The sequence below is a fragment of the Pseudomonas sp. B21-012 genome (assembly GCF_024749305.1).
Lineage (GTDB): Bacteria > Pseudomonadota > Gammaproteobacteria > Pseudomonadales > Pseudomonadaceae > Aquipseudomonas.
In genome coordinates this window covers 2399761-2426230 of record NZ_CP087197.1, presented here as the reverse complement: position 1 = coordinate 2426230, position 26470 = coordinate 2399761, and the positions used below count along the sequence as shown (strand labels likewise).

General features: G+C 61.5%; 21 protein-coding genes and 1 tRNA gene. 12 read left to right on the top strand and 10 right to left on the bottom strand.

The annotated features are described in order from the left end of the window. Positions 1-29: 29 nt before the first annotated feature. Positions 30-881, bottom strand: coding sequence for a phage tail protein (locus LOY37_RS11175; protein ID WP_052676511.1), 852 nt, complete (start codon positions 879-881; stop codon positions 30-32). A 321-nt stretch (positions 882-1202) separates the two neighbouring features. Here LOY37_RS11175 and LOY37_RS11170 point away from each other — a divergent pair, with 321 nt between their 5' ends. After that, positions 1203-2708, top strand: a complete 1506-nt coding sequence (locus LOY37_RS11170) for an MFS transporter (protein WP_258716898.1) — start codon at positions 1203-1205, stop codon at positions 2706-2708. On the opposite strand, the gene LOY37_RS11165 is transcribed toward LOY37_RS11170, so the two are convergent. Next, positions 2705-3340 carry a TetR/AcrR family transcriptional regulator gene (locus tag LOY37_RS11165; protein WP_258716897.1) on the bottom strand — a complete coding sequence of 212 codons (636 nt, stop codon included), beginning with the start codon at positions 3338-3340 and terminating at the stop codon, positions 2705-2707. The two genes, LOY37_RS11170 and LOY37_RS11165, sit on opposite strands and share 4 nt — an antisense overlap. A gap of 148 nt (positions 3341-3488) precedes the next feature. Between LOY37_RS11165 and LOY37_RS11160 the strand changes: the two genes are divergently transcribed. The 4 genes from LOY37_RS11160 to LOY37_RS11145 all read left to right on the top strand — a co-directional run bounded on the left by LOY37_RS11160 (position 3489) and on the right by LOY37_RS11145 (position 8639). Then, complete coding sequence (locus LOY37_RS11160) at positions 3489-3761, top strand: hypothetical protein (RefSeq protein ID WP_258716896.1); 273 nt, start codon at positions 3489-3491, stop codon at positions 3759-3761. Positions 3762-3926: 165 nt separating this feature from the next. Further along, positions 3927-4637, top strand: a complete 711-nt coding sequence (locus LOY37_RS11155; protein WP_258716895.1) for a molecular chaperone — start codon at positions 3927-3929, stop codon at positions 4635-4637. Further along, a complete protein-coding gene (locus LOY37_RS11150) occupies positions 4634-5656 on the top strand; it encodes a M23 family metallopeptidase (RefSeq protein WP_258716894.1) in 1023 nt (340 codons plus the stop codon). Before LOY37_RS11155 ends, LOY37_RS11150 begins: the two co-directional genes overlap by 4 nt. Positions 5657-5789: 133 nt before the next feature. Further along, on the top strand, positions 5790-8639 hold the full coding sequence (locus tag LOY37_RS11145) for an HD domain-containing phosphohydrolase (RefSeq protein ID WP_258716893.1): 2850 nt from the start codon (positions 5790-5792) through the stop codon (positions 8637-8639). A 37-nt stretch (positions 8640-8676) separates the two neighbouring features. On the opposite strand, the gene LOY37_RS11140 is transcribed toward LOY37_RS11145, so the two are convergent. Next, positions 8677-9240, bottom strand: coding sequence for a recombinase family protein (locus LOY37_RS11140; RefSeq protein ID WP_258716892.1), 564 nt, complete (start codon positions 9238-9240; stop codon positions 8677-8679). 289 nt (positions 9241-9529) lie between these two features. Between LOY37_RS11140 and LOY37_RS11135 the strand changes: the two genes are divergently transcribed. From LOY37_RS11135 to LOY37_RS11125, 3 genes are all read left to right on the top strand, one after another. Beyond that, positions 9530-10597 carry a fatty acid desaturase gene (locus tag LOY37_RS11135; protein WP_258716891.1) on the top strand — a complete coding sequence of 356 codons (1068 nt, stop codon included), beginning with the start codon at positions 9530-9532 and terminating at the stop codon, positions 10595-10597. Positions 10598-10670: 73 nt separating this feature from the next. Beyond that, positions 10671-11816, top strand: a complete 1146-nt coding sequence (locus LOY37_RS11130; RefSeq protein WP_258716890.1) for a serine hydrolase domain-containing protein — start codon at positions 10671-10673, stop codon at positions 11814-11816. Positions 11817-11865: 49 nt separating this feature from the next. Next, the gene (locus LOY37_RS11125; RefSeq protein ID WP_213601616.1) at positions 11866-12207 is read left to right on the top strand and encodes a hypothetical protein; all 342 of its coding nucleotides are present in this window, start codon (positions 11866-11868) and stop codon (positions 12205-12207) included. 332 nt (positions 12208-12539) lie between these two features. Here the strand turns inward: LOY37_RS11125 and LOY37_RS11120 are convergent. Beyond that, a tRNA-Cys gene (locus LOY37_RS11120) sits at positions 12540-12613 on the bottom strand. 309 nt (positions 12614-12922) lie between these two features. On the opposite strand from LOY37_RS11120, the gene alkB reads away from it, so the two are divergent. Next, positions 12923-13579: a DNA oxidative demethylase AlkB gene (gene alkB, locus LOY37_RS11115; protein ID WP_258716889.1), complete on the top strand. Its 657-nt coding sequence runs from the start codon at positions 12923-12925 to the stop codon at positions 13577-13579. 99 nt (positions 13580-13678) lie between these two features. After that, a complete protein-coding gene (locus tag LOY37_RS11110) occupies positions 13679-14956 on the top strand; it encodes a bifunctional O-acetylhomoserine aminocarboxypropyltransferase/cysteine synthase (RefSeq protein ID WP_045196659.1) in 1278 nt (425 codons plus the stop codon). 69 nt (positions 14957-15025) lie between these two features. On the opposite strand, the gene LOY37_RS11105 is transcribed toward LOY37_RS11110, so the two are convergent. Further along, a complete protein-coding gene (locus LOY37_RS11105; protein WP_258716888.1) occupies positions 15026-16876 on the bottom strand; it encodes a polyurethanase in 1851 nt (616 codons plus the stop codon). Between the two features lie 252 nt (positions 16877-17128). On the opposite strand from LOY37_RS11105, the gene LOY37_RS11100 reads away from it, so the two are divergent. Then, positions 17129-19069, top strand: coding sequence for a DNA topoisomerase III (locus LOY37_RS11100; protein ID WP_258716887.1), 1941 nt, complete (start codon positions 17129-17131; stop codon positions 19067-19069). A gap of 44 nt (positions 19070-19113) precedes the next feature. Here the strand turns inward: LOY37_RS11100 and LOY37_RS11095 are convergent, their stop codons facing one another. Further along, positions 19114-19938, bottom strand: coding sequence for a bifunctional 2-polyprenyl-6-hydroxyphenol methylase/3-demethylubiquinol 3-O-methyltransferase UbiG (locus LOY37_RS11095; RefSeq protein WP_258597471.1), 825 nt, complete (start codon positions 19936-19938; stop codon positions 19114-19116). Positions 19939-20036: 98 nt separating this feature from the next. Between LOY37_RS11095 and LOY37_RS11090 the strand changes: the two genes are divergently transcribed. Then, positions 20037-20429, top strand: coding sequence for a VOC family protein (locus LOY37_RS11090; RefSeq protein ID WP_045196649.1), 393 nt, complete (start codon positions 20037-20039; stop codon positions 20427-20429). 9 nt (positions 20430-20438) lie between these two features. Here LOY37_RS11090 and LOY37_RS11085 read toward each other — a convergent pair whose 3' ends face one another. From LOY37_RS11085 to LOY37_RS11070, 4 genes are all read right to left on the bottom strand, one after another. Continuing rightward, positions 20439-22532, bottom strand: coding sequence for a TonB-dependent siderophore receptor (locus LOY37_RS11085; protein ID WP_258716886.1), 2094 nt, complete (start codon positions 22530-22532; stop codon positions 20439-20441). A 103-nt stretch (positions 22533-22635) separates the two neighbouring features. Next, positions 22636-23583 (bottom strand): p-hydroxyphenylacetate 3-hydroxylase reductase component, encoded by a 948-nt coding sequence (locus tag LOY37_RS11080; RefSeq protein ID WP_258610404.1) that lies wholly within the window; start codon positions 23581-23583, stop codon positions 22636-22638. 58 nt (positions 23584-23641) lie between these two features. After that, a complete protein-coding gene (locus LOY37_RS11075; protein WP_258716885.1) occupies positions 23642-24811 on the bottom strand; it encodes a p-hydroxyphenylacetate 3-hydroxylase oxygenase component in 1170 nt (389 codons plus the stop codon). A 218-nt stretch (positions 24812-25029) separates the two neighbouring features. Next, positions 25030-26442 (bottom strand): DOPA decarboxylase, encoded by a 1413-nt coding sequence (locus tag LOY37_RS11070; RefSeq protein ID WP_258716884.1) that lies wholly within the window; start codon positions 26440-26442, stop codon positions 25030-25032. Positions 26443-26470 lie beyond the last annotated feature (28 nt).

The window sequence follows — 26470 nt, the reverse complement described above, 5'->3', positions numbered from 1 at the left end:
GCGCCAAGGCCTCAACCCGAGCAATCTATTCAGTATTTGATAAGTGCGAGCATTGCGATGTTGCGTGGGCGCGTGACACCCGAGTAGCCACGGTCCAGCCCCACCCCAGGCAACGGGAAGTTGTTGATCGCATCGGCACCGCCAATGGTGACGGTTGCGTAGTCGTTGACCTCGTAGGGGTCGACGCCCATTGCCACTTGCGAAGCCGCACCGGTTTTCAGTGAGGTGCAGGCACTCCAGACGCCATTGGCCTTGTTGTACTCGGTGGTGTCGTAGGTCTGCAGGGTGCCCTTCTGGCGCGAGCCGAACACGCGACCGGCGTCCACCCCTCTGCCGCCGTCAAAGCCACGGATGAACTCGCCACGCAAGTCGGGCAGCGTGAAGGTAGAGGTACCGTCGCCTTCGCCGTAAGTCGTGCCGATTGCGGCAAAGAGCGCCGCATAGGTGCAACGCGATACCGCTGCGCCATCGGCCTTGAGCCAACCGGCAGGAACGGCATTGGCCGCAGAATATTTCACATCACCCGGCGCAGCCCCCGAAGCGATGGAGATCTGCCCCAGGGTTACCGCGTGATGGCTACGGGTTGCGTTGGCGACCTGTTGCGCGCCGCCGTCACAGCTGAGCAATACCCAGCACAACGCGCCGCCGTTGAGCAAAGGACCAATGTGCGAAACCAGCGTGACGTTGCCGCCAGCAACGATCTCGTCACCCTGCAACAGGTGCCCGCCCAGGCCGTAGATCGGTGCTGCCGCCAGCCCGTCAGGGGCATAGGTGGCATCGGCAGGGTTGGTCATGCTGGCGCGAAAATACTGGACCACACCGTTGGTGGTGGGCAACGCGGCAAAAGGAAGAGAATTTGCAGCGGTGTAGATAATTGTCATCTGACATTCCTTGTTAGCTGACATGGAAAATGAGTACGCATCGGCCGTGGTTCGCCCCACCCGGGGCACGTTCGGCTGCGTGATAATACTGTATATCCATACAGCATTATTGACAAGAAAATTTTTCATCATGCGTGCCGAGCCTGGGCACGCTTACGCGGTTCTCACTGTTGTCCCAGGGAGAAAATGACACTCGCGTTACGCCTGGCTGGCGCCTCTACGCTGGCGGAATATTTCCAACAACCAATTGACCGACGGTCAGTCGATTAACTATGGTCTGCTTTCCCCGTCTATTTCCCGACGGTTCTGGAGACCTCAAGCATGCATCGCTACAAGCGCCCCGCCGTGCTCGCCGCCGCTTACCTGGGCACTTTTCTCGCCTCGCTGGACATCAGCATCGTCAACCTCGCCCTGCCCTCGCTGCAAAACGCCCTGGCCACTGATCTTGGCGGCTTGCAATGGGTGGTCAGCATCTACGCCGTCGCGCTCTCTGCGTTCATGCTGTCGGCAGGCCCAGTGGCAGACCGTTTCGGCCACAAACGCGCCTGGCTGACAGGTGTTGCACTGTTTACTGCAGGCTCCGCGCTGTGTGCCCTGGCCGAGGCGCTGCCGATGTTGCTGTTCGGGCGGGCAGTCCAAGGTATCGCTGGCGCCTTGCTGATTCCCGGAGCCATGCCGCTGATCACCCATGCCTTCCCCGAGCCCAGGGCCCGCGCCCACGCCATCGGTGGCTGGTCGGCCTTCAGTGCCCTGGCCCTGGTGCTCGGCCCTTTGCTTGGCGGTGTACTGCTGCAGCACTTCGGCTGGCAAAGCATCTTCCTGATCAACCTGCCGCTGGGCGGCCTGGCCCTGTTACTCGGCGCCTGGGGCATCAGCGAGCGAGCCCACCCGCAACAGGCCGCACTCGACCCCTGGGGCCAGTTGCTCAGCGTGTGCTGCCTGGGCGCGTTGAGCTACGGCCTGATCCGCGCCGGCGAATCGGGTTTTGCCGCACCGGCACCGAGCATTGCCATAGGCCTGGCGCTGATCGCGCTGCTGGCCTTGATCGCCGTGGAAAAGCGCGTAGCGCGGCCGTTGGTTCCCCTGGACCTGTTTCGTGACCGACGCTTTGCCGTCAGCAACCTGGCGTCATGGGTGCTGGGCTTTTCCAGCTACAGCAGCCTGTTTTTCTTTTCACTGTTCCTGCAACAGGCGCAAGCCCTGAGCGCCACCGAAAGCGGTTTGCGGATGATGCCGACGTTCATCGCCAGCGGTGCGTTATCGTTGATGTTCGGTCGGTTGCAACGGCATTTCGCCCTGGAACACTTGCTGGCCTGGGGTTACGGGCTGATCGGCATGGCGATGACCGCCATGGCGCTACTCAGCGCCAACACGCCCTATTGGCCATTGTTACTGTGCTTTGTGACCCTCGGCCTGGGCATGGGCCTGGCCGTACCCGCCACCGGCCTGGTAGTGATGAACGCGGTTCCCGCCAGCCGCACCGGTATTGCTTCGGCAACCATGAACGCCCTGCGCCAGACGGGCATGAGCCTGGGCATCGCCCTGCTTGGCAGCCTGATGAGCTTGCGCGCCAGTGCCGAACTGACGCGTTTGCTGACGGTTGCAGGCGTCGACGATGCTGCGACCCTGGCGCAACAAGCGGTTGCCGAGCACCCATTGAGCAGCGCCACGCCTATGTTCGCCCAGGCCTACGCCACGGCGATGGCCGCAGGCTTCAACCTGGCAATGCTGGCTGCCGGGCTGTGCAGCCTGGGTTGCGCAATGTTGTTGCACCGGCAATTGCAGGTGCCCAGCACATTGACGGCTAACGACAGCGCACAGGGTTAGGCGTCGTTGATTACACCGAGCATGGCCAGGCAGGCATCGGCGACCGGTTTGGCGAACGCCGTGCAGTCGTCGAGACGCTCGACGATGGCGTCGTCGCTGACCCCATGCACCGCGGCGTAGATCATCAAGGCGCTGATGCGCGGCTGCGGCAAGGCCCAGGCACCGGCGGCGCGCCCGCCTTCGAGAATGCCCTGCAACTGGTCGAGAATGTCGTTCCTGGCCTTGTTACTGCGGTCATGATGGTGATGGTTGGTGTAGACGATATCGTGTATCGCGAAGGTTTTCAGGTAAGTAGCGATATTGGCATGCACCCAGGCGCGCAGGCGGCCGATCCAGTCATCAGCGGCGCACTGCTCCACCGCCTGTTCGAGTTGCTCGAGAAAGGCCTGGGTGTAGCGCTCGCCGAGGGCTACCAGCATGTCCTGCTTGGATGGGAAATAATGATAGAAAGTGCCCTTGGCCACCTGTGCCTGCTCGACGATGTCACTGATGGTCGTAGCTTCCACGCCTTTGGCCAGAAACAAACGTTGCGCCGCCGCCATCAATTCCTCCAGACGCACCTCGGCCGGCTTGGTTCTCGGCTCATTGGCCGCTTTGCTAGGGGGCGCTGTGCGTAGGCGTCGCTGATTCATCAGAGGTTCCGGCAGACAAGAAAGACCCCGTAGTTTATGCGAATGCTGATGGCGCTGGCCAATAGGGCCAAAATGAGAATCGTCTGATTTCGATTCGCAGGTGGCGTAGGTAATTTGAACTTTCCATTCTGGTCAGTACGAATTAGCAATGAACTTACATAATTCGGAATTAACGCGAAGCAAGCAAGCAAGCAAGCAAGCAAGCAAGCAAGCAAGCAAGCAAGCAAGCAAGCAAGCAAGCAAGCAAGCAAGCAAGCAAGCAAGCAAGCAAGCAAGCAAGCAAGCAAGCAAGCAAGCAAGCAAGCAAGCAAGCAAGCAAGCAAGCAAGCAAGCAAGCAAGCAAGCAAGCAAGCAAGCAAGCAAGCAAGCAAGCAAGCAAGCAAGCAAGCAAGCAAGCAAGCAAGCAAGCAAGCAATTATAAGTTAGGTGCCGCCTGCTTTGCAAGTATTATATCCGTTCTTTCTGGGTGCGCGCTTACTTCGCAACCTGCAACTAGCGACTACTCGCTAGTTGCTCAATACCTCACCACGCTAAAATCCGAAAACCCCAATTACCATTGGGCGTTCATCGAGAGGCCAGATCAATAATGGCCTTCACTTCCTCGACACCCTTATCTTTCATTAACGTCATCCTGCTGTGGCTCGCCGTCGGCAGCAGCGCTGAGGCCATGATAAAAATCGATGGCACACGACTTATTTATACAGGCCAACACCGCGAAGCCACCCTCCGCGTCACTAACGTATCGTCGCAAACCGTCGCACTTCAAGCCTGGGTCAGTTCATCCGAAGAAAACAGCAGCGATGTCCCCTTTGCCTTGGCCCACCCTCTGATCAAACTGAATCCGCAACAAGTAGACGTACTGCGAATACTCTACAGCGGCGAAGGCTTACCGGAAGATAGAGAATCACTGTTCTGGCTAAACGTCATGGAAATCCCCCTTAAGCCCGACAGGCAAAACAGCGTTCAAATGGCAGTCCGCCAACAGTTGAAGCTGTTTTTTCGACCGCCAGGGTTGCAAGGCACATCCTCCTCATGTATCGCCGGTTTGAGCTGGAAGGTAAAGAATGTTGACTCGATCGAAGTCACCAACACCTGCGCCTTTCACCTGTCGCTGGTGGATTTGCGGATAGAAAGCAGCGACCGCAGCACCGCGCTCGACGAATACACCTTATTAAAGCCAGGCGAAACACATCTCCTGCGCAGCACTGTCGCCGCCATCCCTGCCGATGCAAAAATAATTTTCACTGAAATCAATGATATTGGGCTGCGCCACGTGCATGAGGCAAACATCCAATGAGTACGTCCTTCAGTTACTTGCGAACCCTCAAAATGATGCCCTTGAAAACGTTTGCTTTGATAATGCTGCTGGCCGCATCCGCCAGCCCGGCTACCAGTTTTGCCCTCACCTGTGTAGAAGAGGGTACACACTCTGCTGTCATCAGCGAGTCGCTGGGCACTGCACTGGCTGTTCCCGCAGACGCTCCGGACGGCACGATAATTTGGGAATCGTCGTTATACTCAATAAACGTTAAATGTGCAGATGACTACAATTACGGTGCAGAGACTATCTACTTTCATATGAATCCCGCCAGCGTCAGTATCGGCGACGGTATACGGGCCGGCATCAGATACAATAAAACTGCCATAACCTCAAGCAGCGGAAAGGTCAGCACAGGCTTCTCTTCTCATACGGGCTGCAATTGGGTCAACTGCACAGGATGGGACAATGCCAAGTTCACCCTTACCTTCAGCATTTTTATTGAAAAATACGGCGCCACCCCCTCTTCCGGGCAAGCGGGTTCACGGCCGGACTATAGAGTGTTTCAACTGGATGGCACCGGCGGCCAAAACATCAAACCCAACAGCAACCTCAATTATGTCGTCACCGGCATCAACAACATTCGCTTTATTCCCTGCTCACCGGAGCTGACAATAACGCCAAGCACCGTCAATTTCCGCAGAGCGCTCTCTGGCACCGCAACTGTCGGAAACGTCGCTAGTAGCGCTAACTTCAGCCTGGGACTATCACGCGCCTGCGACACACCCTACACAGTAAACGCTCGATTCGCTTCCACTCCAGGCGGAGGGTCCGTCATCAACAATCTGTTGGTGCCGGCGAGCAACAGCTCCGTAGGTATCTCCCTCGCTCGCGTTGATAACAACGAGAAAATCCCGTTCGACACCTGGTTCAAATTGGCAGACCTGACCGGTCGTGAGCTGAGCAAAAATGACTTCAAAGCAGACCTGATCTGGCGCGAGCCTGCTAAACCCGGGGTGTTCGAAGCCTCTGTGATCGTCGACCTGTTCTATAAGTAAGCTAGCAGGCCGCTGACGGGGATTGTCAGGCGCCGATCCCAGCCTGTGCGGATTAGCAGCTAAGCTTTTCGCGATTGAGCTTCGAGTTCCTGACTACCCGTCGTTAAGTGCCAAGAGCGCAAGGTCACCCGCCATGAATGAACAGAGGCACAGCTTCTCCCTGCAATGGATGGTGGCGCTGGCCATCATGCTGGGCCTGCTGCTGCTGGGCACAGGGCTCGCCTGGCAGGGTTATCGGGCAATCCAGAAGGCGCTGGTGGCAGCCGCAGGCGATTCCGCCCTGCAGCTTGGCAAGACCATCGACGAACGGGCGCGGCGCCTGCTCGATCCGGCGCAAAGCAGCATCCGGCTGCTGGCGTTCAACCCTGGCGCAGGCACTCTGGCCGAGCGCCTGGAGCAGGTCCCGCAACTGATCGAGAGCCTGAACGCCAACAAGATGCTCAGCGCCGCCTACATCGGCTATTCCAGCGGCGAATTTCTCCTCGTCCGCCGGCTACGCGACCCGCAGCTCATGCAGCACTTCGGCGCACCGGCCGGCAGCCGCTTCCTGGTGCAGAGCATCAGCAAGGGCGACGACGGCGCGCTGCAAGGCGAATGGCGCTTCTACGACCGGCAACTGACCCTGCTGCAAACACAAGCCCAGCCGGACTATCACTACGACCCCCGCCCGCGCCCCTGGTTCGTCGAGGCCTTCAGGCAATCCAGCACCGTGCTGACCCGCCCCTACGTGTTCTTCACCACCCGCGAGGTCGGCATCACCCTGGCCCAGCGCAGCGTCGATGGCGCCGCAGTGATCGGCATGGATGTCTCGGTCGATGACCTGGCCAGCGAGAGCCGCGACCTGCGCATGACCGCCGGCACCGAGACGGTGGTTATCGACCAGCAGGGCAACGTGGTGGCGTACCCGGACCTGCAGCGGGTGATCGTGCAAGATGGTGAAGCGGTGCGCCTGTCACACGTAGCCGAGCTGGGGGTGCCCAGCCTCGAGCACCTTTATGCCAGCCCGCCCCTGGGCCCTGCGCCGCAACCGTTCCAGGTACAGGGCAAGACCTGGTACGGCATGCGCATACCGCTGACGACCCTGGCCGGGCAAGACCTGCAGGTGCTGATCGCGGTACCTGGCAACGAACTGCTTGCCGACGCGCGCAAGGTGCTCTGGGAGCAGGTGCTGTGGACGGCGGTGCTGATGGTCGTGCTGCTGTTCCTGGGGGGCGTGCTTGGCCAGCGCATTGGCCACTCGCTGCGGCTGCTGGCCGAGCAAGTACGGGGCCTGGCCGGTTTTGATTTCAGCCGCGAGGTGGGGGTGCAATCGCGGGTGTCCGAGGTGCGGGAATTGAGTCAGGTGCTGAGCCAGATGTCCGCAACCATCCTCAACTTCCAGGCCATCACCCTCACCCTCAGCCGCGAAACCCAGCTGGAGCGCATGCTCGACGGCGTGCTCAGCCATCTGGTGGACGCCGCCAGGGCAAGCGCTGGCGCGGTGTACCTGTTCGACGCCGAGCGTGGCCTGCTGCGCCTGGCTGCCGCTTGCCGAGGCAGCGGTTACCCTGCGCAACTTGCGGTCGACGAAAACCAGCATGAGGATCTGCCAAGCACTGTGACACGCGCCCTGAAGCTGGGCCGACGCAGCCATGCGGTGGTGCTCCGGGACCGCAGCCAGGCGCTGCTCGGCATTTTGCTGTTGCAACTGCAAGATGAGCCGGCGGGCGATGAGGTCGGCCAACCGTTCCGGCGTTTTGTCGAGGAATTGTCCGGCGCGGCCGCCGTGGCCATCGAAACCCGCCAGTTGGTCGAGGCCCAGCAACAGTTGCTGGATGCGATGATCAAGCTGCTGGCCGATGCCATCGACGCCAAGAGCCCTTACACCGGCGGCCATTGCGAACGGGTCCCGCAACTGGCGCAAATGCTGCTCGACCAGGTTGCGCTGGCTGACAGCGGCCCCTACGCCGAGTTCAGCATGACCGAGGCCGAGCGCTATGAGTTTCGCGTCGCCGCCTGGCTTCACGATTGCGGCAAGATCACCAGCCCCGAGCATGTGGTCGACAAGGCGACCAAGCTGGAGGCCCTGTACAACCGAATCCACGAGGTACGCATGCGCTTCGAGGTGCTCTGGCGCGATGCCGAGCTTGCCTACTGGCAAGGGCTGGCCAACGGTGAGCCGCAGCAGCGGCTGCAAGCAACCCTGGCGCACTGCCAGGCGCAATTACAGGAAGACTTCGCCTTCGTCGCCAGGGCCAATGCCGGTGGCGAGTTCATGGAAGAAGCCGACATCGAGCGACTGCAGCAAATTGGCCAGCGCCGCTGGTGGCGGCATTTCGACAACCGCCTGGGCATTTCCCGCGAGGAAGATGAACGCTTCAAGGATGTGCCGCCGGCGCAACTGCCGGTGGACGAGCCGCTACTGGCCGACCGTCCCGAGCACCGGGTGCCCTGGGGCGCGCGCAAGCCGCCGGTGCTCAAGGACGACCCGCGCAACCATTGGGGCTTCGACATGCGCCTGCCGGCCAACGCCAGCAACTTGGGCGAGTTGTACAACCTGTCGATCCGGCGTGGCACGCTGAACGAAGAGGAGCGATTCAAGATCAACGAGCACATCGTGCAGACCATCGTCATGCTCAACGCCCTGCCGTTCCCGCGCCACCTAAAGCGCGTGCCGGTCATCGCCGGCAACCACCACGAGAAAATGGACGGCAGTGGTTATCCGCGCCGGCTGGGCAAGGATCAGTTGGGCATTGCCGAGCGGGTGATGGCGATCGCCGACATCTTCGAAGCGCTCACCGCCGCAGACCGGCCGTACAAGACGCCCAAGAGCCTGTCCGAGTCGGTGAAGATCCTGGTGTTCATGGCCCGCGACAAGCACATCGATGGCGACCTGTTGCGGCTGTTCCTCAGCAGCGGGGTCTATCGCCAGTATGCCGAGCGGTTCTTGCAGCCCGAGCAGATCGACAAGGTGGATGTCGAGCACTGGCTGCGGCAGATATAGCGGCGAACAACGCTGCACGCCAGGCGCTGAACAGTCGCTAGGTCGATTTCAAGTACCGATAAAGTGTCTGACGGCTGATATCAAAATCACGCGCCAATTTGGATTTACTTTCTCCTGCACCGGCGCGGTCAATTAAACTTATAACCTGATTGTCAGACAGTTTCTTCTTGCGACCACTGTAAGATCCACGATTTTTGGCAGCGGCAATACCGGCTGCCTGTTTTTCCCTGGCCACAACGCGTTCAAACTCTGCAAGTGCCTCCATTACCGAAATAATAGGCCGTACAACCTCCAGATCGTCATGCCGGAACACCAGGCTTTCGTTCAAAAACTCCAGCGTTACCTGCTTTTCAACCAACTGTCGAATCAGCGTGCACAGCTGCTCTGTACTGGAGCTGAGCGATGCCATGCTGTCCACTACCACAGTATCCCCGCCCTGTATGTAGCGAAACAGCTTTTCAAGGCCTGCACGATTGGCGGCATTGTCCGTAGGTTCATCGCAAAACACGGCGTCAAATACATCATGGCTGGTTTCTTTCTCTACGCGGCCCTCGGCGTCTTGTAGAGAGAGCCGAAGATATTTGATGCGGTGCAATCTCATGGTGCCTCCTTGGCATTAGCTGTACGCCGTACTCAAAACTTATACAAACTGTAACTAAATCATCAAATCCTTACACAAACGCCTGTCACACTTAGCCCACCCAAAATACACAGTTGCAAAGACTTAAACTTACCTTATCATTTTGAAGCTTGAAATGATCCTAACAAGTTTTTGCCACACCGTCGATTTCGCAGTTCTTGAATGAGCCGCGTCCATTCACGCGGCAAGTGCGAATGCGCCTGTTTTACCGTGCACACGCAATTCCCCGACGTAAACAGAGGATACAGGGATGAACGCCTTGGAAAACACCGTCGAAACTGACCAGTCAATTACCGACCAGGAAAAAATTGAACATGTAACCCGGCGCATTACCGAGCATGGTAATTACCTGCGCAAGCGTTATCCGATCTTGCAGTATCAAAGTGCCTTGGGCGCGGGTGTCATGGTATTTTCCCTGGTGGGAATGGTGGTTACCGGCGGGCTCTACCTGAAGGGTTTTATCCCGGCATGGACGTGTATTTTAATCAACGCGCTGTTGACGTCGTTCATACACGAAATTGAACATGATCTGATTCATCGCCTTTATTTCAGAAAGCAGCCGCTGGCCCATAACGCCATGATGTTCATGTGCTGGCTGGCCCGGCCAGGAATGCCCAGCCCGTGGCTAAGGCGCAGCCTGCATTTTCATCATCACAAGGAGTCCGGCACGGATTCGGATGTCGAAGCATGGATCACCACCAGTGGCAACCCGTGGGGCGTATTGCGGCTGTTGAAACTGATGGATGGATTTATATTTGGATTTTTAAATGCGATCTTCGCGCCGGGATGGCGGCAAAAGGTAAGGTTGTTAGGCAAAATCATTCGCCTCAATACACCGTTCGGGCTTTTGTACTGGGGCTGCTGGTACGTATTTCTCGGCTATCACCTGTATGGGTGGCTGGGGTCAATCATCGGCGCCGAAGTTCACCGCTCTGCGGCAACCCTGGCACTGATGGATGTCGTTAATAGCGTCGTGGTTATCCTTATCGCACCGAACCTGATACGGCAGTTTTGCCTGTTCTTTATAAGTTCAAACATGCACTATTATGGCGATGTCGCTCCGCGCAATGCGCTGCAACAAACCCAGGTAATGAACCCGTGGTGGCTGTGGCCGTTTCAGTTGTTCTGCTTCAACTTCGGCAGCACCCACAGCATTCACCATTTCGTGGTAAGAGACCCATTTTATCTTCGCCAGATGACCGCACCGTATGCGCATAAAGTCATGGCCGAGGCGGGTGTGCGCTTCAATGACTTCGGCACTTACAAACGAGCCAACCGTTTTTCCATGAACCACGCTCAAACTCGCTCGCGGGGTTGATGGCGGCGGCCGACGCTGCGCCATCAATGTTTTGGCCCTCGGTAATGGTGTTCAGCTACAAGGAGTGTGAAATATGAAAGCGCAAGGGATATGTGCGAGTCAGTTCGACGCGGTCAGGCAGGCCTTCGAGGACATGTTTGATGATCCGCAGGAGCGCGGGGCCGGGCTCTGCGTGCAGATTGACGGAGAGATGGTCGTCGACCTGTGGGCCGGCGTGGCGGACCAGGAAGGCACCAGGCCCTGGACCCGCGACACGCTGGCCAACACCTTCTGCGTGGTGAAACCCTATGTCGCGGTAGCGGTATTGATGCTGGTTGAACAGGGCAAGCTGGAGCTCGATGCGCCGGTTGCCCGTTACTGGCCTGAGTTCGCCCAGAATGGCAAGGCAAAGGTCACATTGCGCCAGGTGATGAGCCACACCGCAGGCCTGCCGGCGCTACGCGCCCCCGACCATAACGCCATGATGTATGACTGGGAGCATATGGTCCGGGTTCTGGCCGCCGAGCCGCTTTGGTGGGAAGCGGGAACCGACCTGGGCTACGGCACCACCACCTTTGGCTGGATTCTCGGCGAGTTGATTCGGCGGGTGGACGGACGAGACCCCTGCGACTTTATCCACGCAGAGATTCTGCAGCCCCATGGCCTGGACGTTCACCTTGGCGTCGACGAAAAACACTTTCACCGTATCGCCCGTTTCGACAGCGCCAGGGGGCGGGTCGGTGACCCTTACTCGCAAGGCTTGCGCGCCGTGCTGAAAAACCAGCCAACGCACATCGCGACCTTCGCCTTCACCAACCCCGGCATGGTGCCTAAACGCACCAGCGACCCGCGCTGGTGGGCCTATCGGCAACCGGGTGTGTGCGGGCATGGCACCGCGCACGGCCTGGCCGGTTTCTACAGCGCACTATTGGCAGGCAATGTCATCGGGCGCGAACTGCTCAATGAGTTCAGGCGAGAACACAGTCATGGCATGGATCGGGTCTGGATGCGGCCAATGCGTTACGGACTGGGCTGCATGCTTGAGCAGCAACGCGACCCGACGGCCTCCCACGCCATGGGCCCGCAGACTTTTGGCCATATCGGGCTTGGCGGCCCGATAAGTTTCGCCGATCCCGAACGGCAAGTGAGCTTTGGTTTTGTCACCACCACCTCGGGCAGTCATACGATGATCGATCCGCGCCCTAGCCGGCTGTCATCGCTGGTCTATGCGGCGCTTTGATTCAGGGGTGCCTGGGGGTAGGATGGCCGCCCTGACAAGGAGATCAAGATTGCAGCCATCCGAAAAACAATGCCCCTTCTGCGCCGAAACCATCAAGGCGCAAGCGCGACGCTGCAGGCATTGCCATGCCGACCTGAGCAAGAAAACCATAGGCGTCTTTGCCAAGACAGGCATTACGGTTGTTGTTCTTGGCATTGTTTTGCTTGGGTTCGGCGCATTTGTCGCAAGCTCACCTGAAAGCAAGGAACAGTCCGAAGCGCAAGCTGCAATTGACCTCTGCCGCGAACGCGAAGCGTCCTACACGGGGCCTGCCAATGGGCGCAGCATAATCAGCGCTGCCTGCCAGAAGATCGAGGATGAACTGCGGGGTAAATTCGGGCACGCACCGTAAGCCACTGCATTGCCCTTTAGAAGAGCTGGAGCGAGACGGCATTATCGGCTCGCTTGTGCCATGACACTCCTGGCAGAGGCCGGGGCCGTCAAGCGCTCTTGCGGCGCTGGACACGCCGGTGCACAGCAAAAGCGATGTTCGGCAACATCATGATTGTGAACATGCCCCAAAACCCGACCTTGCCGGCGCCATGTAGGTAGCCACCCAGCGCGATGAAAGCCACTGTAAGCAAGAATTGAAGCGATACGAATTTCTCTAGACCTCTCATCCTGACTCCTTTTCTGCGCGCAAAGAAAAACCCCGCAGACGTTAATCTGCGGGGCTTTCAATAATGGAGGCCGAGGTCGGAATCGAACCGGCGTAGACGGATTTGCAATCCGGAGCATAACCACTTTGCTACTCGGCCTCAAATGCCCGAGACCCTGAAACTGCGATCTCAAACATGTACAACTCTTTAAGGAAACAACTTGCTAAAACTGCTATCTCCTTGAAAACGCTAGGCTTTTTTCGTGCCTCGTTTTCGATGGACGCAATTATGTACTCATTCCCCTGCTCTGGCAACCCCTTGAATTCAAAAAGTTTTATTTTTTTGTGCGAGGGGGCCGCGGCACCCTGCAGGGCGGGCTTTGCGCGCAAGTAACAGGGTGACAGCACAGACGCCAAAGCGCGTTACTATACAGACTCTGCACCCCGCCCGCTGCCTGAATCGCCGCTTATGATGCAAACCGAACTGGACCTGTTCAACCCCGCCAGCCCCGCCGAGCCGCAATGGATCGGCAAGCAGGCGGTCGTGTTGCCCGGCTTCGCCCTGGCCTGGGTTGAGACCGTGCTGCCTGAGTTGCGGCGGATCATCGCTCAGGCGCCCTTTCGCAACATGGTCACCCCTGGTGGCCTGAACATGGCGGTGGGCTTGACCAACTGTGGGCCGCTGGGCTGGGTCAGTGATCGCCGCGGTTATCGCTACAGCCCGCTCGACCCTCTCAGCCAGCAACCCTGGCCGGCGTTGCCAGGCGCATTGAGAGAGCTGGCAGCCCTTGCCGCTGCGGCCGCGGGCTTTGCCGATTTTCAGCCTGATGCCTGCCTGGTCAACTGCTACCAGCCGGGCAACCGCCTGAGCCTGCACCAGGACCGCGATGAACGCGATTACAGCCAGCCGATTGTTTCGGTGTCGCTGGGTTTGCCGGCGGTGTTCCAGTTCGGCGGCCACAGCCGCAGCGAAGCCACGCAGCGCATCGGCCTGCGCCATGGCGATGTGATGGTCTGGGGCGGCGCAGACCGCCTGCGCTTTCATGGCGTGCTGCCGCTCAAACCGGGCAGCCATCCGCTGCTGGGCAGCCGGCGGATCAACCTGACCTTGCGCAAGGCGGGCTAAGTAGATAGAGGTCGCGGGAAGCCCGCTCTCACCTTGACCGTAACGGGCTCGGCGCTCCATGCTCTAGCGCCTTCTCCCCGACTTTCAAGGAACGATTGCATGAAGCTGGAAACCCTGGCCATCCACGCGGGCTTTAGCCCCGACCCGAGCACCAAGGCCGTCGCGGTACCGATCTACCAGACCACCTCGTTCGCTTTCGACGACACCCAGCACGGTGCCGACCTGTTTGACCTGAAAGTCGCCGGCAACATTTATAGCCGGATCATGAACCCCACCAACGACGTGCTCGAGCAGCGCATGGCGGCGCTGGAAGGTGGCGTCGGTGCGCTGGCCGTGGCCTCGGGCATGGCCGCGATCACCTATGCGATCCAGACCGTGGCCGAAGCCGGTGACAACATCGTCTCGGTGGCCAAGCTCTACGGCGGCACCTACAACCTGCTGGCCCATACCCTGCCGCGCTTCGGCATCCAGACCCGTTTTGCCGCCCACGACGACATCGCCGCCCTCGAAGCGCTGATCGACAGCCGCACCAAGGCAGTGTTCTGCGAGTCGATCGGCAACCCGGCCGGCAATATCGTCGACCTCCAGGCCCTGGCCGATGCCGCCCACCGCCATGGCGTACCGCTGATCGTCGACAACACCGTGGCCACGCCGATCCTCTGCCGGCCGTTCGAGCACGGCGCCGATATCGTCGTCCACTCGCTGACCAAGTACATCGGCGGCCACGGCACCAGCATCGGCGGCATCGTCATCGACTCGGGCAAGTTCCCCTGGGCCGACAACAAAGAGCGCTTCGCCCTGCTCAACACCCCCGACCCGTCCTACCACGGCGTGACCTACACCGAAGCCTTTGGCCCTGCGGCCTTTATCGGCCGCTGCCGGGTGGTGCCGCTGCGCAACACCGGCGCGGCGCTGTCGCCATTCAACGCTTTCCTCATTCTGCAAGGCCTGGAAACCCTGGCCCTGCGCATGGAGCGGCACACCGAGAACGCGCTCAAGGTCGCCCACTATCTGCAAGGCCATGAGCAGGTCGCCTGGGTGAAGTACGCCGGTCTGCCTGATCACCCTGAACATGGACTGGCCCAACGCTACACTGAAGGCAAGCCGGCTTCGATCCTGTCGTTCGGGATCAAGGGCGGCCAGGAGGCCGGTGCGCGCTTTATCGATGCGCTGCAGCTGGTGGTGCGCCTGGTCAATATCGGCGATGCCAAATCCCTGGCCTGCCACCCGGCCTCCACCACCCATCGCCAGCTCAACGATGAAGAACTCGAACGCGCCGGCGTGCCGCGGGACATGGTGCGCCTGTCGATCGGCATCGAACACAGCGATGACATCATTGCCGACCTGAGCCAGGCGCTGGAGGCCAGCCGCGGCTGATGCTGTCCGACCACATCAGCGCGGCCTGACTGCGCAGGATCGCTTGAGGCTAGCGGGCGCAGCGGTGACTCAAGCGATCACCACCTGCGCCGCACTCAGGTTATCTGCCGACACCCCGACCAGGGTCACGCTATCGCTACCGAAGCTCAGCACCGCATCACTGCCCACCTGGCTCAGGTGCTGGCGAATGTCCGGTTGCGCCGTGCCACCCTCGACGCCGATGAACACCAGTCGGTCATCGGCGTCGAAGCCCTGTACCTGATCCTGGCCGAAGTGGCCGCTGAACAGGAAGGTGTCGCTGCCACCGCCCGATACCAGCACGTCGTTGCCGGCGCCACCGACCAACACGTCGTTGCCACGGCCACCTTGCAGATGGTCGTTGCCGTCCAGGCCAAACAGCCATTGGCCTTGCGCGCCCGCCTTGAGGCTGTCATTGCCTGGCGTACCGTTCTGGCTGGCGGCGTAGGCGTGAACCTTGCCGCTGCTCAGCAGCCCCGCCGGGTCGATCTGGTGGCTGACTTGCTTGCTGAAGAACAGCAGGCTCGATTCCTTGCTGACCAGGGTTTCGACCTGCTTGACCAGGCTGATGCCGCCGCTGCTGTCACGCAGGTACAGGGTGCCGTTGCCATCACGGGCGACATCAAATTTGTCCAGCGCCTGGCCGAGCTTCAAGGTGTCGTGGCCGGCGCCGCCGTCGATCAGGTTGTAGCCGCCATCGTCACGGAAAGTGTCGTTGCCGGCGCGCCCTTCCAGGTAATCATTGCCGCGCCCGCCATGAATCAGGTCGCCGGCGTCGGAGCCGATGATAAAGGTGCTGCCCTTGTGCGCTTCGGCGTTGCGGTTCAGGTCCTCGACCCAGGTCGAGCCACGGCGAACGTCGGACAGGTTGCTGACGACAATGGTCGAGTCCTTGGCCGTCCATTCATAGAATGCCGAGTCCAGCACCCGCCCCAGGCCGTCGCCGTAGGCGCTCGGCAAGTGCGAGAGCCAGGTGGCGATGTTGCCGATCGAGTACGGCAGCAGGTTCCAGGCATCGGAGGCATAGTGGTCGTTGAAGTTGACGATGTTGTCGGTGCTCGAAGGCTTGGCCGCATCATGCACACCGAAGGTTGCCCAGTCGGCTTTCGAGCCATTGAGCGCGCGGAACACCGGGTCGTTCTCGTAGCCGATGTTCAGCACCTTGCTGCTGTCGCTGGCCTGGGTGGGTGAGGCAAAGGCAACGTAGCGGGCGTCCTGATAGAAGCCGCCCCAGGTGTCGTTGCTAAGCTCGGCCAGGCTGTTGACACCAAGGCCACCGAGGCTGTGGCCACTGACGGTGATGTCGCTGCCGCTCAGGCCGTTGGCCTGGGCGAACCGGGCGACATCATCGAACAGCCGGCTGAAGGCATTGGCGGCGTAGTTCTTGGCAAAGTCAGCCGGGCCAAAGGCCGCCATCAGGTCGTGGATGGCATCGCTGATGGTGTCGCCAATCAGGTTTTCCCGCGGCCCGCTGGTGCCGCGAAAGGCGATGCCCAGGCCGCTTAACTGGCCGGCGGCGTCGTACTTGCCAAGTATCTCGACCTGGGCACTGGTGTAGCCGCGGGTTTCACCATGGAAGGTGCCACGAAAATCCGTAGTGCCCTGGTAACCCAGCTGGCTGGCGCTGATCGGCGTCCAGCCGGCGGCCTTGACCGCAGCCAGGGCCTGGGCTTCGGCGTCGGGGTTCCAGGGGATGCCAGGGATCGCGCCCTGGCTGTCGGTGCCGCCGATCAGGGCCTTGATCAAGGTGGCCGGTAAACCGAGGCCAAAACCGTGCTGCTGGTAGCCAACGGCAAAGCCGTTGTCGATGCCGTGGTAGGCATATAGAGTCAGCGCCATGGCGTCGCTGTAGAGGGCTTTGGAAGCGGCGCTGTCGAGGTGGCGGTAATCGAAAACAGGCATGGCTATACATCCTTGTGCAGGTGGCAGGTAACCCTGGCGACATCGTCCGTTGACACACCCGTGGGCAAACCCAAACGCTGCCACAGGGGCAATTGGCCCGTCCATGGCAACATCGATGGCAAGCTGGCCAAAAGCGCGGGGGATTCTTCGTCAGCACCGGCAACATCAAGCTGTATATCCATACAGATAAAACTTGCCACGCCCCTCAATCCTGCGCATCCTATGGCCTTCACCCACCATAGATCGAACGGCATGCGCCTGTTTCTCTGCGAAAAGCCTTCCCAGGCCAAAGACATCGCCAAGGTTCTCGGCGCCAACCGCCGTGGCGACGGCTGCTGGGTCGGCACCGAGGTTACCGTCACCTGGTGCATCGGCCACTTGCTCGAGACCGCTCCACCCGACAGCTACGACGCGCGTTACAAGCGCTGGGTACTGGCCGACCTGCCGATCGTGCCCGAAAAGTGGAAGATGCTGGTCAAGCCCAAGACCGCCAGCCAGTTCAAGGCGGTCAAGCGCCTGCTCGGCGAGGCCCGCGAGCTGGTGATCGCCACCGACGCCGACCGCGAAGGCGAGATGATCGCCCGCGAGCTGGTCGAGCATTGCCGCTACCGCGGGCCGATCAACCGCCTGTGGCTGTCGGCACTGGACGACGCCTCCATCCGCAAGGCCCTGGCGGCGCTCAAGCCCGGTAGCGAAACCTTCAGCCTCTACCATTCGGCCCTGGGCCGCTCGCGGGCCGACTGGCTGATCGGCATGAACATGAGCCGGCTGTTCACCCTGCTCGGTCGCCAGTCCGGCTATCAGGGCGTACTGCCTGTGGGTCGGGTGCAAACGCCGACCTTGCGCCTGGTGGTCGACCGCGACCGCACCATCGCCGACTTCGTGCCGGTGGCCTACTGGGCCATCGACGTGCAGCTGCAAAGCGCCGGCGAGCCATTCACTGCGCAGTGGCGCGCCGCCGAAGATGCCTGTGACGACCAGGGCCGCTGCCTGAACCAGGCCCTGGCCCGGCAGGCCGCCGCCGCCATCGGCGCGGCCAGCAGTGCGCGGGTGGTCAAAGTGGCCACCGAGCGCGTGCGCGAAGCAGCACCGCTGCCCTTCGACCTGGGTACCTTGCAGGAGCTGTGCTCGAAGAAGTTCGGCTTCGGCGCCCAGGAAACCCTCGACATCGCCCAGGCCCTGTACGAGACCCACAAGCTGATCACCTACCCGCGCAGCGACTGCGGCTACCTGCCGTTAAGCCAGCACAGCGAGGCGCCGGCCATTCTCGCCGCCTTGCAGCGCGCCGACGCGAGCCTTGCGCCGCTGCAGCCGCACCTGCAGGCCCAGCGCCGTTCACGGGCCTGGAACGATGCCAAGGTCAGTGCCCACCACGGCATCATCCCCACCGCCGCCGCCAGCGACCCGTCGCGCCTGCCGGGCAAACACAAGGCGGTCTATACCCTGATCCGCGCCCGCTACCTGGCGCAGTTTTTGCCCAACCACGAATACGACCGTACCCAGGCCGAGTTCGATTGCGCAGGCCAGGCGTTGCGCGCGGTGGGCAAGCAGATTGTCGAGCCGGGCTGGCGCCGCGCCCTGCCCGAGGCCCTGACCCCGGCCAAAGGCCGTGAGGCGCCGGTGGCCCAGGTACTGCCGCTACTGCGCGAAGGCCAGGACTGCACGGTGGCCGCGGTCACCCTCAAGGACCTCTGGACCCAGCCGCCCAAGCCGTTCACCGAGGGCGACCTGATCAAGGCCATGAAGAACGTCGCCAAGCTGGTGGACGACCCGCGCCTCAAGCAAAAGCTCAAGGACACCACCGGCATCGGCACCGAGGCCACCCGTGCCGGAATCATCCAGGGCCTGCTCGATCGCGGTTACCTGGTCAAGAACGGCAAGGCCCTGAGCGCTACCCCGGCAGCCTTCAGCCTGATCGATGCGGTGCCGCGGGCAATTGCCGACCCAGGCACCACGGCGATCTGGGAGCAGGCGCTGGACATGGTGCAAAGCGGCGAAATGAGCCTTGAAGAGTTCGTCGCCAAGCAATCAGCGTGGATGAGCAAGCAGGTGGAGCGTTGTGCCGGCCTGCGCCTGACCATCAGCGGCCCGGCGACCCCGGCCGGGCGCGGTGGCACGCCGTGGAAGAAAAAGCGCAAGAGCAGCGCTGCGGCAGGCAAGCGAACGCGCAAGCCAAAGGCAAAAGCGCAGTGAGATTGCTGGCCTTGCCGGCGAAGAGGCCCTCACGGTCACCCCCCCTACCCCTGCTTGACCGCCTGCAAGGTATAACTCAACGGCAAGCGCCAGCGATCCTTGTCCAGCGACCACTCGCCGCCTTCGTCCTTGCTCATCTGCCCTGGCAGCGCCTCCCAGGGAATGCTGTCATGTTCTTCCAGTGCGGTAATCTGCAGCCCATGCTTGAGCAAGGCGCTGATGATCTCGCCCAGGCCATGGTTCCATTCGTGGGTTACCGTCTGCTCCAGCACCCCGTCGGTCTCGACATAGGTCTCGCCACTGTCCCACACCGTCGGCGCCTCGCGCTCGAAGTACGGGTACTCGATGACCAGCTTGTCCTGATGGTCCTCGTTCACCGCCAGCAGCATCGGATGGCCCTCGCGCAGAAACAGTCGGCCACCAGGCTTGAGCAACGCCGCCACGGTACGCGCCCAGCGCTCGATGCTCGGCAGCCAGATCAACGCGCCGATACCGGTGTATACCAGGTCGAAGGCCGCGGCTGGCAGCACCTGGTCGGCGGCATAGACATCCGCCTCGACATAGTCGATCCGCGCTGCACAACGCTGCGCCAGGGCCCGCGCCTGGGCCAAGGACTGTGCAGAAAAGTCCAGCCCGCTGACCTCGGCGCCCAAGCGCGACAACGACAAGGTGTCGGTACCGATATGGCATTGCAGGTGCACCGCGCGCTGGCCGCGAATATCGCCCAGGCGCGGCAGGTCGAAACGCACCACTTCGGACAGGTGCGCGGGGTCGGCGACGAATGTTTCCACTTCGTAGTCGCCGGAGGCGGCATGCAGCGGCGCACGCTCATCCCAGTTGCGACGGTTGAGTTCGATCGGGTCGGTCATCTTGGCGCTCCTTTGCAGCCGCAACCTTAGCGGCGTACCCAAGGCCTGGGCAAGTGCTGTATAAACCGCCCACACCCTCCTCAATCAAGGATGCATTGATGAAACTCGGATACACCATCGTCTACGTCCCCGATGTCGCCGCCTCGCTGGCTTTCTTCGAGCAGGCCTTCGGCTTGAGCCGGCGCTTTCTCCATGAGTCCGGCGACTATGGCGAACTGGACACCGGCGCCACCACCCTCGCCTTCGCCTCATTGGCCCTGGGCAATAGTCACTTTGCCGGCGGCGTGCTGGCGGCCAGCGAATCGACAAAGCCATTGGGTATGGAGATTGCCCTGGTTACCGACGACGTTGCCAGCGCCCATGCCCGCGCCGTGGCGGCGGGCGCGGTGGCGCTGAAGGCCCCCGAAGCCAAGCCCTGGGGGCAAACCCTGTCGTATGTACGCTGCCCCGATGGCACCCTGGTGGAGCTGTGCACGCCGGTTGGCATCTGATCGCAGGCGTTACAGCGCCAGGCTCAGGCTGACCATCAAATTGCGCGGCTCCCCCGGCATGTTCCACGCCGCGTTGTAGCCGCGCTCGTAGTACTTGCGATCGAACAGGTTGTTCAGGTTCAGGCCCACCGTGGCCTGTTCGCTGACTTTGTAATGGGCCAGCAGGTCGACCGTGCTGTAGCTGGGTAAACGAAAGCTGCTGCCGGCCTGGCCGGAACGCTCGCCGACGTAGTTGGCTGCAGCGCCAATGTCCGAGCCAAGCAATGGTCCGCTCTGAAACTCATACACCGCCATCAGGCTGCCGCTATGTTGCGGGATGCCCAGCAAGTCGCTGCCCTTGGGCAAGGCGGCATCGCCCTTGGTCACTTCGGCATCGATATAGGCATAGGCGCCGATCACCCGCAGCGCTTCGCTCAACTGACCGCTGAACTGCAGGTCGAGCCCCTGGCTGCGCGCCTTGCCGGCGGCGATGCTGTCGCCGAAGGCATCGGTGGTGATGACGTTTTCCTTGTCGATCTGGAACAGCGCGACAGTCGCCCCCAGGCGGCTGTCGAACAGGTCCAGCTTGAGCCCGGTTTCATAGCCCAGGCCCTTTTCCGGTTTGTAGATCTGGCCCTGGGTGCCGATGCTGTTGGGCTTGAACGAGGTCGAGGCATTGGCGAACACCCCGACTTCAGGTGTGAGCTGGTACAGCAGTCCCACCCGCGGGGTGGCGACGTCCTTTTCCTGAGTGTTGCTGACGCGCGTTGAGCGGTTCTGCGCGGTTTGTTCGATATGCTCCAGGCGTACGCCCACCAGAGCGCGCAAGCGCTCGGTAAAGGCGATCTGGTCCTGCAGGTTGAGCGCGTAGCTCTCGGTGCGCTCGAAAAAATCATTAGGGTTGATCAGCGCCGGTTTCGCCTGGCCATACACCGGGTTGTAGATGTCCAGGCCATAGCCGAGCGAAGTGGCGCTTTGCGGGTACTTCTGGCTGTTGCGGTAGTTCTCGTACTCAAGGCCCAGCAGGCTCTGGTGCTCCCAGCCGGCGAACTGGAACTGGCCGTGCAGTTCGGCCTGGGTGATGTTGTCGTTCCACTCGAAATCGCGCTCGCGGTAGAAGCGGCTGATGCTGGTGCCGACCACTCGCGACGGTTCCGAGCTGTTGCCCTTGAGCCGGCCCTGGGTGTAGTGGTTGGCCAGGCGCAGCTTCCAACTGTCGTTGAGGTGGTGCTCCAGGGTCAGGTCGAGGGTCTGGTTGTCATTGCGGATGCGCCCGTCGTTGGGCTCGCCGAGAAAGGTCGAACGGCTGACCGAGCCCAGTTCGTTGTTGACCGCCGGGATGCCGCGGTCGAACACCGACTCGGTACGCGAGAACTCGGTGTCGATCGACAGCAGGGTCTCGGGGCTCAACTGCCAGCTCAGCGACGGGCTGACGATTCGCCGCTCACTGCCAACGTAATCGCGAAAGCTGCCGTTGTCCTCCACCGCCATATTGACCCGCGACAACACCCGGCCGTCTTCGCTGAGCGGCGTGTTGACGTCCAGGCTGCTGCGGTAACGGTCCCAACTGCCGGCGCTGGCCTTGAACCGAGTGAAGGCTTCGGCTTGCGGACGCTTGGTGACGATGTTCACCAGCCCGCCGGGGTCGCCGCGCCCGTACAGACTGGCGGCCGGGCCCTTGAGCACTTCGATGCGCTCGATGTTGGAGGTGTCGGGGGCGCTGTAGCTGCCGCGGTTGACGGCAAAGCCGTTCTTGTACAGCTCACCGGTGGTGAAGCCACGCACGCTGTAGTTGAGGAAGGTCAGGCCGCCGAAGTTGTTCTGCCGGCTGACCCCGCCGGCAAAATCCAGGGCGCGGTCGATGCGCGTGCTGTTGAGGTCCTCGAGCACCTGGCTGGGCACCACGGCGATACTTTGCGGGGTGTCGCGGATGTCAGTGTCGGTCTTGGTCGCGGTGCCCGACCGAGTTGCACGATAGCCCTGCACCGGGCCGCTCGCGCTTTCTTCATAGTGGCGTTCGTTGACGTTGAGGGCGTCGAGCAACACGGTATCGGCAGCGGCAGCTGGCAAAGCGAGCAGCGAGGCGGACAGGCCGAGGGATAACCTTCCTACGGGGTAGTTCATGAGGGCTCCTTAAAATTATGTAATAACATAACAATTTAAGAAGAAAGATAAAAGCAGCACAGCGCAAGCCCCTGTAGGAGCGGGCTTGCCCCGCGATCACCCCTCAACAGCTGCGGATCACCGCCTGCAACACGGTCTTGAAGGACGCGATCTGCTCTTCGCTGAATTGCCCGAACACTTTGTCCTGCTGCTCGCGGGCGATGCTCCACAGGCCTTCGGTCTGGTCGATACCGGCAATGGTCAGGCGCACATGCCCGGCCGCTTCGCTGTCGCACACCAGGCCCTTGCGCTTGAGGTTGGCCACTGCCTCGTCGATTTCCCGCGCCGGCATCGCCACTTCGCGCTGCAGGTCGGCAAGGTTCAGCCCGGCGTCGTTCTCCAGCACCATAAGCATCCGTGCCTCGCTGGTTCGCAGACCGCTGGACAATTGCCGTGGCTGATAGCTGCCCTGGTAGGCGCGCAGGGCCTGGGTCATCAGGTAGTACAGGTTATGGCTCAGGCGCCCCTGGAAGTGGCTGCTCGGCGGCTGACCTTCTTCGCGGCGGGTCATGCGCGTGTGTGGCAGCACCATGGAATAGGCGCCCTGGTGATAGAGCAACGGCGAACGGCCGCAGTCATCGAAGGCCACCACCTTGCCGAGCATGATCCAGTGATCGCCACCGTCGAGTAGCTGCTGGGTTTCGCACTGAAAGCACGCCGAGCAATCGGCGAGGATCGGCGCCCCGCCCTCGCCTGCCTGGTAGCTGATACCGGCAAAACGGTCATCCTTGGGCTTGGCGAAGTTATTGGACAGGTCGATCTGGTCGGCGGCGAGGATGTTCACGGCAAAATGGCTGGCCGCCTCGAACACCGCCAGGCTGCTCGAGCGTTTGTCCAGGCTCCAGAGAATCAGCGGCGGGTCGAGGGATACCGAGTTGAAGCTGTTGGCAGTGACGCCGACCAGGTTGCCCTGGGGATCGGCGGCGGTGACCACGGTGACGCCGGTGGCGAAGTTGCCCAGGGCACGGCGAAAGGCGCGGCTGTCGAAGGCCGATGCGGTTGCGGTAGACATGCAAGACTCCCCGGCTGCCGTGCGCGGCAGCCGTCATTGTTGTTATTGGCGAGGCCTATCAGACCATGCTTGGATCAGGTTCCAGGCCCATCAGCTCGCGGCCGAGAATCTGCGCGCAAACGTCGTAGTCGGTGTAGGCATGGGCGCCGGTCATGTGCGCATCGCGCCACAGCCGCTGCATTTCGTTGCTGTCGAACCAGGCAGTGCCGCCAGCGGCTTCGAACAGACGATCGACCGCCTGGATGCACATTTTCACCGCGTAGCCCTGGTTGGTGCGCCAGAACGCCAGGGTCTCGCGCGTCGGGTACTGGTGACGTTCGCTGTGCTCGGCGTGTTCCTGCCAGGTTTTTTCCAGAAATGCGCGAGCGGCGGCAACCTGATGGGTGGACTCGGCCAGGCGCATCAGCGCGGGTGTGGCGGCGCCGACATTGACCCCGGTATAGGCACGCACACGGTTCTTGGTCTTTTCGCGGAAGGCTTCGAGCATGCGCTCGGCAATACCGAGGCTGACGGTCGAGAAGCCGCTGGCGAAATATGGCCGGTACGGCGAGTAGAACACCTTGCTGTCCGGATACAGGCCAAAGCCTGCCGACTTGCCTTCCATCATGTCCTTGGCTTTCTGGATGCGGTGCTCGGGGACGAACACCTTGTCGATCACCAGGGTCTTGGTGCCGCTACCCCTCATGCCGGCGGCGAACCAGTCGTCGCGAATCTCGTAGTCGCTGCGCGGCAGCACGGCAAAGCAGTAGTCCTGGGTGCCTTGGGCATTGGCCCGACGGCAGCCGACAATCGCCCACTCGGCATGGTCGCTGCCGCTGCTCCAGCCCATCTCGCCGCTGAACAGCAAGCCGCCCTCGACCTCCTCGACCTTGCCGAACGGGGCGATACTGCTGCTGGCGGTGGCGTCGGGGTTGTCGCCCCAGATCTCCTCCTGCAGCTTGGCCGGGAACATCGCCAACTGATGGCTGTGGGTGCACAGCAGGCTCATGGCCCAGGCGGTGCTGGCGCAAGCGCCGGCAAGCAAGGCGATGCAGTCGGCAAATTGCGGCAGGGAGATTTCCAGGCCGCCGTAGGGCTTGGGCAAAAAGGCACGGTGCAGGCCGATGCTTTTCAGCAGGGCGATGTTTTCGGCCGGGACTTTGCGGTCCTGCTCGGCACGGGCGGCGTTGGCGGCGATGGCAGGCAAAATCGAACGAAGGTCTTCGAGCAGCGGGTTTGGCTTTTTCATGAGGGGCCCTGCTTATTATTGGATGTCCGCCAGGGCCTGCGAAGTGGCAGGTGGCGGCGGATGCAGGGGCCAGTATGGGAGGCTTGGCTCAGGGGGAAAATGCAACTTCCATAGGCAAGATTGTACTTTTCATAGGATGTTAAAAGCATCGCGGGGCAAGCCCGCTCCCACAGCGAACACCCTCAATTCTGTGGGAACGGGCTTGACCCGCGATAAATTCACCCCGCCACGACGTTCTGCAAATTGCGCCAAAGCTCAGCCACATGCTCACGCTCGGTCGGCAACGCCCCCACCGACACCCGCACCATCCAGCGGCCATGCAAGGTCGCCGGAGTGACGTAGGCTACCCCCGAGGCATTGAGCTGATCCGCCCAGCGCCGGGTATGTGCATCCAGCGCCTCACCCTGCAGGCCCTCACCTCGATGGCGAATGCACAAGGTCTGCAGCTGTACCGGCGCCAGCAACTCCCAGCCCTCGGCCCCGCGCACCTGCTCGGCCAGCCACTGGGCGTTGTCCAGGTCGCGGCGCAAGCGCTGTTGCAGGTTCTCGATGCCCTCGCTGCGCAGCATGAACCACAGCTTCAGGGCACGGAACCGCCGCCCCAGCGGGATACCCCAGTCGCGCAGGTTCTTGACCTTGCTGTCGACCGCCGACTGCAGGTAGCTGGGGTTGGTGCTCATGACCCGGATCAGGTGCTGCGGATCACGCACGAAGTACAGCGAGCAATCGAAAGCCACACCGAGCCATTTGTGCGCATTGACCACAATCGAGTCGGCCTGCTCGATGCCGTCCCACATCCAGCGGCATTCCGGCAGGATCATCGCCGAACCCGCCATGGCCGAGTCCACGTGCAGCCACAAGCCATGCTCACGGGCGATCTGCCCGATCGGCTGCAGCGGGTCGAGGGCGGTGGTTGCCGTGGTGCCGGTGGTCGCCACCACCGCGCAGGGTTGCAGGCCGTCGGCCAGGTCCTGTTCGATGGCCGCAGCCAGGGCCTGCGGGCGCATGGCGAAGTTGTCGTCGGTGTCGATGTAACGGATGTTGTCCTTGCCAAAGCCTGCCAGCAGCGCGGCCTTGTCCACCGAGCTGTGGGCCTGGGCGCTGGTGTAGATCATCAGCGGCTTGCCCTGCCCCTGCAGGCCGCCCTTGGCCAGGGCGTAGTCGCTGCTGCGCTCGCGGGCGCTGATCAAGGCGACCAGGGTACTGGTGGACGCGGTGTCCTGGATCACCCCGCTCCACTGCGCCGACAAACCGACCATCTGCCGCAGCCAGTCCACGGTGGTTTCTTCCAGTTCGCTCAGGGCCGGGCTCGATTGCCACGACAGGCCAAGCACGCCAAGGCCGGTGCTGAGAAAATCACCGAGTACCGACGACAAGGTGCCGTTGGAGGGGAAGTAGCCGAAAAAGTCCGGGTGCTGCCAGTGCGACAGGCCGGGCATCACCAACTGGTCTACGTCCTTGAGAATGTTCTCGAACGGCTCGCCCTGAACCGGCGCCGAGCTGGGCAAGGCCGCCTTGAGGTAACCGGGCTCGACCTGGGCCATCACCGGCAACTCACCCACACCCTGGCGGTAGTCGGCGATCAGGTCGATCAGTTGGTGGCCATGTTTGCGAAATTCTTCCGGGCTCATGCAGCGGCTCCTGTTGTTGGCGGTAAGT

Bases quoted from the DNA above. Each gene is read 5' to 3' on its own strand.
- LOY37_RS11080 (WP_258610404.1), bottom strand. From the start codon at position 23,583: ATGTCTACCGCAACCGCATCGGCCTTCGACAGCCGCGCCTTTCGCCGT.
- LOY37_RS11100 (WP_258716887.1), top strand. From the start codon at position 17,129: ATGCGCCTGTTTCTCTGCGAAAAGCCTTCCCAGGCCAAAGACATCGCC.
- LOY37_RS11155 (WP_258716895.1), top strand. From the start codon at position 3,927: ATGGCCTTCACTTCCTCGACACCCTTATCTTTCATTAACGTCATCCTG.
- LOY37_RS11110 (WP_045196659.1), top strand. From the start codon at position 13,679: ATGAAGCTGGAAACCCTGGCCATCCACGCGGGCTTTAGCCCCGACCCG.
- LOY37_RS11140 (WP_258716892.1), bottom strand. From the start codon at position 9,240: ATGAGATTGCACCGCATCAAATATCTTCGGCTCTCTCTACAAGACGCC.
- LOY37_RS11170 (WP_258716898.1), top strand. From the start codon at position 1,203: ATGCATCGCTACAAGCGCCCCGCCGTGCTCGCCGCCGCTTACCTGGGC.
- LOY37_RS11090 (WP_045196649.1), top strand. From the start codon at position 20,037: ATGAAACTCGGATACACCATCGTCTACGTCCCCGATGTCGCCGCCTCG.
- LOY37_RS11075 (WP_258716885.1), bottom strand. From the start codon at position 24,811: ATGAAAAAGCCAAACCCGCTGCTCGAAGACCTTCGTTCGATTTTGCCT.
- LOY37_RS11150 (WP_258716894.1), top strand. From the start codon at position 4,634: ATGAGTACGTCCTTCAGTTACTTGCGAACCCTCAAAATGATGCCCTTG.
- LOY37_RS11135 (WP_258716891.1), top strand. From the start codon at position 9,530: ATGAACGCCTTGGAAAACACCGTCGAAACTGACCAGTCAATTACCGAC.
- LOY37_RS11130 (WP_258716890.1), top strand. From the start codon at position 10,671: ATGAAAGCGCAAGGGATATGTGCGAGTCAGTTCGACGCGGTCAGGCAG.
- LOY37_RS11175 (WP_052676511.1), bottom strand. From the start codon at position 881: ATGACAATTATCTACACCGCTGCAAATTCTCTTCCTTTTGCCGCGTTG.
- alkB (WP_258716889.1), top strand. From the start codon at position 12,923: ATGATGCAAACCGAACTGGACCTGTTCAACCCCGCCAGCCCCGCCGAG.
- LOY37_RS11085 (WP_258716886.1), bottom strand. From the start codon at position 22,532: ATGAACTACCCCGTAGGAAGGTTATCCCTCGGCCTGTCCGCCTCGCTG.
- LOY37_RS11145 (WP_258716893.1), top strand. From the start codon at position 5,790: ATGAATGAACAGAGGCACAGCTTCTCCCTGCAATGGATGGTGGCGCTG.
- LOY37_RS11160 (WP_258716896.1), top strand. From the start codon at position 3,489: ATGAACTTACATAATTCGGAATTAACGCGAAGCAAGCAAGCAAGCAAG.
- LOY37_RS11165 (WP_258716897.1), bottom strand. From the start codon at position 3,340: ATGAATCAGCGACGCCTACGCACAGCGCCCCCTAGCAAAGCGGCCAAT.
- LOY37_RS11095 (WP_258597471.1), bottom strand. From the start codon at position 19,938: ATGACCGACCCGATCGAACTCAACCGTCGCAACTGGGATGAGCGTGCG.
- LOY37_RS11070 (WP_258716884.1), bottom strand. From the start codon at position 26,442: ATGAGCCCGGAAGAATTTCGCAAACATGGCCACCAACTGATCGACCTG.
- LOY37_RS11105 (WP_258716888.1), bottom strand. From the start codon at position 16,876: ATGCCTGTTTTCGATTACCGCCACCTCGACAGCGCCGCTTCCAAAGCC.